We start from the raw sequence: 10,397 nt of genomic DNA, 5'->3' as shown, positions 1-10,397 counted from the left end.
ATGTGTGGGGACAGAAAGGTTGGGACTGCCCCCAAAAGGCGGGGGGCGCCCCCGTCTGTTCCCCCCAATCGGGGACCGCCGAGTGCGTCCCCCCCCCGACTTGTGGGGGGCCCCCCGCCTTCGTACGTCTGCTGTGCCGTCAGGCCATGGCTCAGCTGAAGGAGTCGCCGCAGGCGCAGGAGCCGGTGGCGTTGGGGTTGTCGATCGTGAAGCCCTGCTTCTCGATGGTGTCCACGAAGTCGATGGAGGCGCCGCCCAGGTAGGGAGCGCTCATCCGGTCGGTGACGACCTTCACGCCGTCGAAGTCCTTGACGACGTCGCCGTCGAGCGAGCGCTCGTCGAAGAACAGCTGGTAGCGCAGGCCCGAGCAGCCACCGGGCTGAACGGCGACGCGCAGCGCCAGGTCGTCCCGGCCCTCCTGTTCGAGGAGGCCCTTCACCTTGGCCGCGGCGGCGTCCGACAGGAGGATGCCGTCGCTCACGGTGGTGGTCTCGTCCGATACGGACATCTGCTTCTCTCCCGGGTTGTACGGAGACTGCTTGCCGACGGTTGCAACCGGCGGGGCCGCGGATTCATTCCGGGCCGAGTGCTTCGTCCTTGCCCCTTCATGCTCGCACATGGCGGCGGGCGGGACAGCGGGCCGCCGGACGGCGAATGCGTCACATCGACACTATGGCCATCGTCAAACTGACGTGAAGCGGTTATGATAGATAACGTCAATTCGACGAAAAGGATCCCCGGTGCACGCCCCCGCGGCTCCACCGGAGCGGCTTCGCCGCGCATACACAGATGAGAAAGGGTGCGTGTCGTGACCACCGCCCAGTCCCCCGTGGACCGCGTGACCCTCGATGTACAGCCCACGCCGCTCGCCCTGCTGCTGCTCGGCCGCGAGGCCGACCCGCGGAGCGAGCGCGGCGTGGAGTGCCCCGGCGACCTGCCGTCCCCCTCCGACCCGGACCTGGTGGAGCGCGCCCGCGCCGCCAAGGAGAAGCTCGGCGACAAGGTCTTCGTGCTCGGCCACCACTACCAGCGCGACGAGGTCATCCAGTTCGCCGACGTGACCGGCGACTCCTTCAAGCTGGCGCGCGACGCGGCGGCCCGGCCGGACGCCGAGTACATCGTCTTCTGCGGTGTGCACTTCATGGCCGAGTCCGCGGACATCCTGACGACGGACGACCAGAAGGTCGTGCTGCCCGACCTGGCCGCCGGCTGCTCGATGGCCGACATGGCCACCGCCGAGCAGGTCGCCGAGTGCTGGGACGCGCTGACCGAGGCCGGCATCGCCGAGCAGGTCGTGCCCGTGTCGTACATGAACTCGTCCGCCGACATCAAGGCCTTCACCGGCAAGCACGGCGGCACGATCTGTACGTCGTCGAACGCGAAGCGCGCCCTGGAGTGGGCCTTCGACCAGGGCGAGAAGGTGCTCTTCCTGCCCGACCAGCACCTCGGCCGCAACACCGCGGTGCGCGACATGGGGATGTCGCTCGACGACTGCGTGGTCTACAACCCGCACAAGCCGAACGGCGGCCTGAGCGTCGAGCAGCTGCGCGACGCGAAGATGATCCTGTGGCGCGGGCACTGCTCGGTGCACGGCCGCTTCTCGCTGGAGTCCGTGGCGGACGTGCGCGCCCGGATCCCCGGCGTCAACGTCCTGGTGCACCCCGAGTGCAAGCACGAGGTCGTCGCGGCGGCCGATCACGTGGGCTCGACCGAGCACATCATCAAGACCCTGGAGGCGGCGCCGGCCGGCTCCAAGTGGGCCATCGGCACCGAGCTGAACCTGGTCCGCCGCCTGGCGAACCGTTTCGCCGCCGAGGACAAGGAGGTCGTCTTCCTCGACAAGACGGTCTGCTTCTGCTCGACCATGAACCGGATCGACCTGCCGCACCTGGTCTGGACCCTGGAGTCGCTGGCCGAGGGCAATCTCGTCAACCGGATCGAGGTCGACCGGGAGACCGAGCAGTTCGCCAAGCTGGCCCTTGAGCGGATGCTGGCGCTGCCGTAGCTCTGTTCCGCGTAGGGGGTACGCGTAGGGGGTAAGGGGCGTCCGCTCTTGCGGGCGCCCCTTACCGCAGGGTCCGCGGGGCTAGAAGGCCGCCTTCTTCGCCCGCTTGGCCTCGCGCTTGGCGCGCCGGCGCTCCTTGCGGAGCTCCACCATCGCGTACAGCGTCGGGACCAGGAGGAGGGTCAGCAGCGTCGAGGTGATCAGACCGCCGATCACCACCACCGCGAGCGGCTGGGCGATGAAGCCGCCCTCGCCGGTGATGCCCAGGGCCATCGGGAGCAGGGCGAAGATCGTCGCCAGGGCGGTCATGAGGATCGGGCGCAGCCGGTGCCGGCCGCCCTCGACGACCGCCTCGACCGTGCCGTACCCCTGGGCGCGGTACTGGTTGATGAGGTCGATCAGCACGATCGCGTTGGTGACCACGATGCCGATGAGCATCAGCATGCCGATCATCGCCGGTACGCCCATCGGGGTGCCGGTGACGAGCAGCAGGCCGATCGCGCCCGTCGCCGCGAACGGGATGGAGACGAGCAGGATCAGCGGCTGCACCAGGGAGCGGAAGGTCGCGACCAGGAGCATGAAGACGATGGCGATGGCCGCCAGCATCGCGAGGCCGAGGGAGCCGAACGCCTCGTCCTGGTCCTGGGAGACGCCGCCGATCGACGCCGTGGCGCCTTCGGGCAGCTTCAGCGCGTCGAGCTTCTTGGTGAGGTCGGCGCTGACCGCGCCGGTGTTGTCGCCGGTCGGCCTCGCGGTGATCGTCGCGGCGCGGGCGCCGTCGATGCGGGTCATGGAGACCGGCCCGTCCACCAGGTCGACGTCGGCGATGTCGCCGAGCCGTACGCCCGGCCGCAGCGGCAGCTTCCGCAGCTCGGCGAGGGTCGTCGCGGGCTTCGCCGACTTGATGACGACATCGCGCTCGGTGTCGTCGAGGATCGCCTTGCCGCTGGTGGTGCCGCGCACCGCCTGGCCGACGGCCTGGCCGAGCGTGGTGTCGTCGAAACCGGCCGCGGCCGCCTTGGAGTTGGCGCGGACCGAGATCCGCGGGACGCTCTGCGACAGGTCGCTCTGCACGTCGGTGACGTCGTCGAGCTTCGCGACCGCGTCGCGCACCTGGTCGGAGGCCTTGCGCAGCACGTCGCCGTCGCCGGCCTTCACCACGACGCTGAGGTCCTGGCTGCCGAAGCCGTCACCGGCGGAGACCGTGGTCTGCCCGATCCCGGAGAGCTTGCCGAGCCCCTCCTCGACCCGGTCCTGCGCCCGGTCGTAGGACGACTTGTCCTTCAGGGTGAGGGTGTACGAGGCCTGGTTGGTGTCCGTGCCGCCGCCGAAGGCCGCCATGAAACCGGACGAGCCGACCGTGACCTGGTAGTCCTTGATCTCGTCGATGTCGGAGAGCATCTTCTCGATCTTCTTCGCCGAGGCGTCCGACGCCGCCAGGCTGGTGCCGGGCTTCAACTCCTGCTTGATGGTGAGCACTTCCTGCTCGCCCTGGTCGAAGAAGTTGGTCTTCAGCATCGGCGCCATGGCGAAGGTGCCGACCAGGATCACCAGCGCGATACCGAGGCTGGTGAGGCGGCGGCGGGTGGCGAAGCGCAGGACGGGGACGTACATCCGCTGCAGCCTGCTGCGGCTCTCCTTCTCCTCGGCCTTGCGGCGGGCCTCCTCCGGGTCGACGCCCTGGATCGCCTTGGGGGCGCGCAGGAACCAGTACGACAGGACCGGCACGACCGTCAGCGAGACCAGCAGCGAGGCGAGGAGCGCCGCCGTGACCGTCAGCGAGAACGAGCCGAAGAGTTCGCCGACCATGCCGCCGACCAGGCCGATCGGCAGGAACACCGCCACGGTCGTCAGCGTCGACGAGGTGACGGCGCCCGCGACCTCGCGGACCGCCGTGAGGATGGCCTGCTCGCGCTCCTCGCCGTAGCCGAGGTGGCGCTTGATGTTCTCCAGGACGACGATCGAGTCGTCGACGACGCGGCCGATCGCGATGGTCAGCGCGCCGAGCGTGAGCATGTTGAGCGAGAGGTCGCGGGTCCACAGGACGATCAGGGCGAGGACCACCGAGATCGGGATGGAGACCGCGGTGACCAGCGTCGAGCGGATCGACGCCAGGAAGACCAGGATGATCACGACGGCGAAGACCAGGCCGAGGGCGCCCTCGGTGGTGAGGCCCTCAATGGACTCGGCGACGGCCGGGCCCTGGTCGCTCGCGACCGTCAGCTCGGATCCGGGGCCGAGGTCCTCGCGCAGGCCGGGGAGCTTGTCCTGCACCGCGTCGGAGATCGCGACGGCGCTGCCGTCCTGGTCCATGGTGATCGCGACGGCGAGGCTGGGCTCGCCGTCGGTGCGGGTGAGGGACGTGGCGGTGGCCGGCTTCTGCGCGACGGTGGCGACGTCGCCGAGGCGTACGGGCTTGCCCGCCCGCTCGCCCGGCGCGGCCTCGGGCGCGATCCGCAGCTCCTCGATCTGCTGCAGCGAGGTGAAGCCGCCGTCGACCTGCACGGTGCGGTTCTTGCCCGCCTCGTCGAAGGAGCCCGCGGGGAGCGTGGCGCCGCCCGCCTGGAGTGCCTTGCCGAGCGCGGCGGGGGTCAGGCCGGCCTTCGCCAGCTTCCGGTCGTCGGGGGTGACGTCGACCTGGAGGTCGCGCACGCCGTCCACGGTGACCTGGGCGACGCCGTCGATGTCCTTCAGGGACGGTACGACGGTGCGGTCGAGCCGGTCGGCGAGGGCCTGCTGGTTCTCGTCGGAGGTGGCGGACAGGACGACGGTCGGGATGTCGTCGGTGGAGCCGGCGACGACCTGCGGGTCGACGTCGTCGGGGAGTTCGGCGCGGGCGCGGTTCACGGCCTGCTGGACGTCGGCGACGAGCTGCTTGGAGCCGCTGCCGTAGTCGAACCGGGCCATGATGACGGCGTTGCCCTCGCTCGCCGTGGCGGTGATGCCGGTGATGCCGTCGACGGCGTCGATGGTGTTCTCGAGCGGTTCGACGACCTGCTTCTCGACGACGTCGGGGGACGCGCCCTGGTAGGGCGCGAGGACGGACACCATGGGCAGTTCGATGGAGGGCAGCAGCTGCTGTTTGAGCTGCGGTATCGCGATGGCGCCGAAGACGATCGCGATGATCGACATCAGTCCGACGAGCGCCCGTTGGGCAAGGCTGAACCTGGACAGCCAGGACATGGAGGTCTCTCTCTGTGGCGTGCGCGGGGGGAACGCACGAGGCCGGGCAGGCCGCAGAGGGGGACCCGGAGAATGGGTGCCTGCGGCAAGCTTCGTACGTCCCTCACACCCTCAGCCATGGCCGGGCCCCGGCACCTCGCTCGCAGGACCATTTCTCGCGGGGCGCGTACTGCGGGCGCAGTACACCGCCTTCCGTGTCACTCCACCCGTGGACGTACCAGGCCCGATTCGTAGGCAATGACGACGAGTTGGGCCCGGTCGCGGGCGCCGAGCTTCGCCATCGCCCGGTTCACATGGGTCTTCACGGTGAGCGGGCTGACTTCGAGGCGCTCGGCGATCTCGTCGTTGGAGTGGCCGCCCGCGACCTGGACGAGCACCTCGCGTTCGCGGCCGGTGAGCGCGTCGAGGCGCTCGCCGCGCACCGGGGCGTCGCCGTCCAGGCCCTCGCCCTGCGCGAGGAACTTGGCGATCAGGCCCTTGGTGGCCACCGGGGAGAGCAGCGCCTCGCCGGCCGCGGCGATCCGGATGGCGCCGAGGAGTTCGTCGGGCTCCGCGCCCTTGCCGAGGAATCCGGAGGCGCCCGCGCGCAGCGACTGCACCACGTACTCGTCGACCTCGAACGTCGTCAGCATGACCACCCGCACATGGGCCAGCGCGGGGTCGGCGCTGATCAGCCGGGTGGCGGCGAGGCCGTCGGTGCCGGGCATCCGGATGTCCATGAGGACCACGTCCGCCCGTTCCGACGCGGCGAGCGCGACCGCCTCCGCCCCGTCGGACGCCTCGCCGACCACCTCCATGTCGGACTCGGAGTCGACGAGCACCCTGAACGCGCTGCGCAGCAAGGCCTGATCGTCGGCGAGCAGTACGCGGATCGTCACGCGGTCCCTCCCTTTGCCGTGGTGACGGGCAGGATCGCATGGACGCGGAAGCCGCCGCCGTAGCGGGGCCCCGCCGAGCAGCTGCCGCCGAGGGCGGTGGCGCGCTCGCGCATGCCGATGAGGCCGTGGCCGCCGCGGGACTCTCCCTTGCCGGCCTCCCCGTCACCGGCCGCCTTGTCGCCGGCCGACTCCCTGTCGCTGGATTTCCTGTCGCCGGTTTCCCCGTCGCTCCCTTCGGGGCCGGGGCCGTCGTCTATGACGGTGACCTCCACGTTCGGGCCTACGCGGACGACGCTCACCTCGGCCTTGGCGTCCTGCCCCGCGTGCCGCTGCACATTGGTCAGCGCCTCCTGGATGATCCGGAACGCGGCGAGGTCGACGGCCGCGGCCAGGTCCAGGCCGACCTGGCCGAGGGCCACCTCCACGGGCAGGCCGGCGTTGCGGAACGTCTCGACGAGCTCGTCGAGGCGGTGCAGGCCGGGGGCGGGTTCGGTGGGCGCCTCGGGGTCGCCGCTCTGCCGCAACAGGCCGACGGTGGCGCGCAGTTCGTTGAGCGCGGAGCGGCTGGCGTCGCGTACGTGCGCGAGGGCTTCCTTGGCCTGGTCGGGTCGCCGGTCCATGACGTGGGCGGCGACGCCGGCCTGCACGTTGACCAGGGCGATGTGGTGGGCGACCACGTCGTGCAGGTCGCGGGCGATGCGCAGCCGCTCCTCGGCGACGCGGCGCCGGGCCTCTTCCTCCCGGGTGCGCTCGGCCCGCTCCGCGCGCTCCCTTATGGCGTCCACGAAGGCGCGGCGGCTGCGTACGGCGTCGCCCGCCGCGGCAGCCATGCCGGTCCAGGCGAAGATGCCGAGGTTTTCCTGCGCGTACCAGGGCAGCGGGCCCGAGAGCATCGCGACGCCGGTCAGCCCGGTCATCGTGACCAGGCCGATCCGCCAGGTCGTGGAGCGGTCGGTACGGGCGGCGACGGTGAACAGCGCGATGACGGCGCACATCACGACGGGAGCGCGGGGCTGGCCGGTGAGCAGCTCGACGATGGAGGCGGCGCAGGTCGCCGCCAGCACGGACCACGGGGCGCGGCGGCGGAAGACCAGGGCGAGCGCGCCGAGCGCCATCAGGAGCAGGCTCGGGGCGTCGGGGGTCCGGGTGCCCCAGGTGGGGCCGTGCTCGCCGTAGGGCTCCGCGAAGGAGCCGACGACCATGCAGACGAGGACGGCGGTGGCGAGTGCGGCGTCGACCGCGAGCGGATGCGTTTTGGCCCAGCCGCGGCCTCGCACGAGTGTGGTCACGCCTCAACGTTACGGGGGCTGGCCGGGGGCCCTGGGCGGATTCGGGTGTCGTCTTTTGTCTGCGGGGCTGTGGGGGCTGGGCGCGGTCGTCTTTTGTCTGCGGGCCTGTGGGGGCTGGGCGCGCCGTTCCCCGCGCCCCTGGGCTTCGCCCCTGGGGCTCGGCCCTGGGCTTCGGCCCTGGTGTCAGCCTGGGATCAGGCCGTCGTCGCTCAGCATGGCTCTGACCTCGTCCAGGGTCGCGTCGGGGGACGGGAGGATCAGTTCCGAGGGTTCCAGGGCGTCGTCGGGGAGGGGGGTGCCCAGCTCGCGGACCTTGTCCAGGAGGGCGTGGAGCGTGCGGCGGAAGGCGGGCTCGTCGGCGCTCTCCATCTCCGCGAGCAGCTCGTCGTCCAGCTTGTTCAGTTCGGCGAAGTGGCTGTCGGCCAGCTCCACCTGCCCCTCCCCCATGATCCGTACGATCATGTCGCCCTCCTCGGACGTGAGCTACAACTTCGTGCGCTACTGCTTGTCGAAGCGCGGGGTGTCCTGCGGCTGCTGCGACTGGGGCCGGCCCTGGCCGCCCTCGATCGCCTGCTGGCTGCTGGGGCCTCCGGCGAGCTCCGCCTTCATGCGCTGCAGTTCCAGCTCTACATCAGTACCACCGGAGAGCCGGTCCAGCTCGGTCTGGATGTCGTCCTTGGCGAGCCCGGAGGAGTCGTCGAGGGCACCGGAGGCGAGCAGTTCGTCGATCGCGCCGGCCCGCGCCTGGAGCTGCGCGGTCTTGTCCTCGGCGCGCTGGATCGCCATGCCGACGTCGCCCATCTCCTCGGAGATGCCGGAGAAGGCCTCGCCGATGCGGGTCTGGGCCTGGGCGGCGGTGTACGTCGCCTTGATGGTCTCCTTCTTCGTACGGAAGGCGTCGACCTTGGCCTGCAGCCGCTGGGCCGCCAGGGTGAGCTTCTCCTCCTCGCCCTGCAGGGTCTGGTGCTGCGTCTCCAGGTCCGTCACCTGCTGCTGGAGCGCGGCACGGCGGGACAGGGCCTCGCGGGCCAGGTCCTCGCGGCCGAGGGCGAGCGCCTTGCGGCCCTGGTCCTCCAGGGTCGAGGACTGCTTCTGGAGCTGGGTCAGCTGCAGTTCCAGGCGCTTGCGGGAGGTCGCCACGTCGGCGACGCCACGGCGGACCTTCTGCAGCAGCTCCAGCTGTTTCTGGTACGAGTAATCGAGGGTTTCGCGCGGGTCCTCGGCCCGGTCAAGGGCCTTGTTCGCCTTCGCGCGGAAGATCATCCCCATACGCTTCATGACACCGCTCATGGGCTTCGCGCGCCCCCTTCTGACGGACTTCCAGCTCCAGGTACTGCTCAGAACCCACAGTACGGGCCCTGCATCCATTACCGCACTGTTCGCGGGCGGATGCGCTCATCCCCAAGGACGACTGCGTCCCGCACCGCTCCGGCGTAAGGAGTAGGTGCTCCCCCGGGAACCGACCCCGAGGCGTCCCGCGTGGCCGGTGAGGGTCCGCCGCATTCCGCCTGCTACGGCCCCTTAGGCACATAAATCAAGACGCCCGGCGTTGCCGGATCGTTCCCCGCCCGGCGGACGTCCATGCGTCCGCACCCCGTACCCTTGGATTTTGTGTTCCGTAGCCGATCCAAGGAAGAGAAGGCCCCGGCCGCGCAGGCGCCGGTGACCGACTCCAAGCAGCCCCGTGACCCGCAGGCCCCGAAGGGCCGCCCCACCCCCAAGCGCGCCCTGGCCCAGTCCCAGCGCCGCAGCGTGACGAACACGCCGACGACGCGCAAGGAGGCCGCCAAGCGCCAGCGCGACGAGCGCCGCACCCAGATGGCGAAGCAGCGCGAGGCGATGGCCAGCGGTGACGAGCGGTTCCTGCCCGCCCGTGACAAGGGTCCCGTGCGCAAGTTCGCGCGCGACTTCGTGGACTCGCGCTTCTGCATCGCCGAGTACTTCCTGCCGCTCGCGGTGATCATCCTGGTGCTGAGCATCGTCCGGATCCCGCAGCTGCAGAACATCGCGCTGCTGCTCTGGCTCTTCGTGATCGTCCTGATCATCGTCGACTCGGTCGTCACCGCCTTCCGGCTGAAGAAGCGGCTCGCCGAGCGCTTCCCGAACGACAACCGGAAGGGCGCCGTCGCGTACGCCCTGATGCGTACGCTCCAGATGCGCCGGCTGCGGCTGCCCAAGCCGCAGGTCAAGCGCGGAGAGCGGCCCTGAGCGGATTCACCGGCGGGGCCGGGGCCTGGCTGGAGAAGCTGGGCGGCCTGCGCAACGCCGTGCGCCAGGAGCTGGTCGCCCGCCAGCTCGACGAGCAGATAGTCGCCCGCTTCCCCGTGGGGCAGCGGCTGCGGATACTCGACGTCGGCATGGGCCAGGGCACACAGGCCCTGCGGCTCGCCCGTGCCGGCCACAAGGTGACGGGCGTCGAGCAGGATCCCGCCATGATCGCCGCCGCGCGCACCTCGCTCGCGGCGGAGCCCGAGGGCATCCAGGGGCGGGTGCGCATCGTCGAGGGCGACGGGCACCAGACCGGGGTGCACTTCCTGCCCGGCAGCTTCGACGTGGTGCTCTGCCACGGCGTCCTGATGTACGTCGAGGACCCCGACGCGCTCCTCGCCGGGCTCGCCCGGATGCTGGCACCCGGCGGGCTCCTCTCGCTCCTGGTGCGCAACGCGGAGGCGCTGGCCATGCGGCCGGGGCTCGCGGGCGACTGGGCGGGGGCGATCGCCGCCTTCGACTCCGTCACGTACCGCAACCGCCTCGGCATCGACGCCCGCGCGGACCGGCTCGACGCGCTGACCTCCTCGCTGGCGGGGCTCGCGGCGCCGCTGCAGGCCTGGTACGGCGTGCGGGTCTTCACGGACACCGTTCCCGACGGCACGCCGCTGCCTCCCGAGTGGGAGCTGGAGGCGCTGCTCGCCGCCGAGGAGCGTGCGGGGCGCACGGACCCGTACCGCCGGGTCGCCGCGCTGCTGCATCTGTGCGGGGTACGGGACTGACGGAGCCGGGCGGGGCCGGAGCGACGGATCCGTGCGGGGTACGGGACTGACG

9 protein-coding genes are annotated in these 10,397 nt (G+C 70.9%); 3 read left to right on the top strand and 6 right to left on the bottom strand.

Features of this window, described 5'->3' with window-relative positions:
• Window positions 1-151: 151 nt before the first annotated feature.
• On the bottom strand, window positions 152-508 hold the full coding sequence (locus tag ACZ6CV_RS02805) for a HesB/IscA family protein (RefSeq protein WP_030933606.1): 357 nt from the start codon (window positions 506-508) through the stop codon (window positions 152-154).
• A gap of 291 nt (window positions 509-799) precedes the next feature.
• Here ACZ6CV_RS02805 and nadA point away from each other — a divergent pair, with 291 nt between their 5' ends.
• Window positions 800-2,005: a quinolinate synthase NadA gene (gene nadA, locus ACZ6CV_RS02800; RefSeq protein WP_469249096.1), complete on the top strand. Its 1,206-nt coding sequence runs from the start codon at window positions 800-802 to the stop codon at window positions 2,003-2,005.
• Between the two features lie 81 nt (window positions 2,006-2,086).
• Here nadA and ACZ6CV_RS02795 read toward each other — a convergent pair whose 3' ends face one another.
• The 5 genes from ACZ6CV_RS02795 to ACZ6CV_RS02775 form a co-directional block, all read right to left on the bottom strand.
• Complete coding sequence (locus tag ACZ6CV_RS02795; RefSeq protein WP_469249094.1) at window positions 2,087-5,188, bottom strand: efflux RND transporter permease subunit; 3,102 nt, start codon at window positions 5,186-5,188, stop codon at window positions 2,087-2,089.
• Window positions 5,189-5,385: 197 nt separating this feature from the next.
• The gene (locus ACZ6CV_RS02790) at window positions 5,386-6,066 is read right to left on the bottom strand and encodes a response regulator transcription factor (protein WP_362368121.1); all 681 of its coding nucleotides are present in this window, start codon (window positions 6,064-6,066) and stop codon (window positions 5,386-5,388) included.
• Complete coding sequence (locus ACZ6CV_RS02785) at window positions 6,063-7,355, bottom strand: sensor histidine kinase (RefSeq protein ID WP_469249092.1); 1,293 nt, start codon at window positions 7,353-7,355, stop codon at window positions 6,063-6,065. The genes ACZ6CV_RS02790 and ACZ6CV_RS02785 overlap by 4 nt, the downstream gene beginning before the upstream one ends.
• A 183-nt stretch (window positions 7,356-7,538) precedes the next feature.
• Entirely contained in the window at window positions 7,539-7,817 is a 279-nt protein-coding gene (gene pspAA, locus ACZ6CV_RS02780) for a PspA-associated protein PspAA (RefSeq protein ID WP_469249091.1), read from the bottom strand.
• Between the two features lie 36 nt (window positions 7,818-7,853).
• Window positions 7,854-8,645, bottom strand: a complete 792-nt coding sequence (locus tag ACZ6CV_RS02775) for a PspA/IM30 family protein (protein ID WP_355813762.1) — start codon at window positions 8,643-8,645, stop codon at window positions 7,854-7,856.
• Between the two features lie 291 nt (window positions 8,646-8,936).
• On the opposite strand from ACZ6CV_RS02775, the gene ACZ6CV_RS02770 reads away from it, so the two are divergent.
• Both ACZ6CV_RS02770 and ACZ6CV_RS02765 read left to right on the top strand, forming a co-directional pair.
• Window positions 8,937-9,563, top strand: a complete 627-nt coding sequence (locus ACZ6CV_RS02770) for a DUF3043 domain-containing protein (protein WP_469249089.1) — start codon at window positions 8,937-8,939, stop codon at window positions 9,561-9,563.
• Window positions 9,564-9,601: 38 nt separating this feature from the next.
• A complete protein-coding gene (locus ACZ6CV_RS02765) occupies window positions 9,602-10,345 on the top strand; it encodes a class I SAM-dependent methyltransferase (RefSeq protein WP_469249605.1) in 744 nt (247 codons plus the stop codon).
• Window positions 10,346-10,397: the final 52 nt, after the last annotated feature.

The organism is Streptomyces sp. NPDC041713 (assembly GCF_055591085.1).
This window is presented reverse-complemented; position numbering and strand designations above follow the sequence as displayed.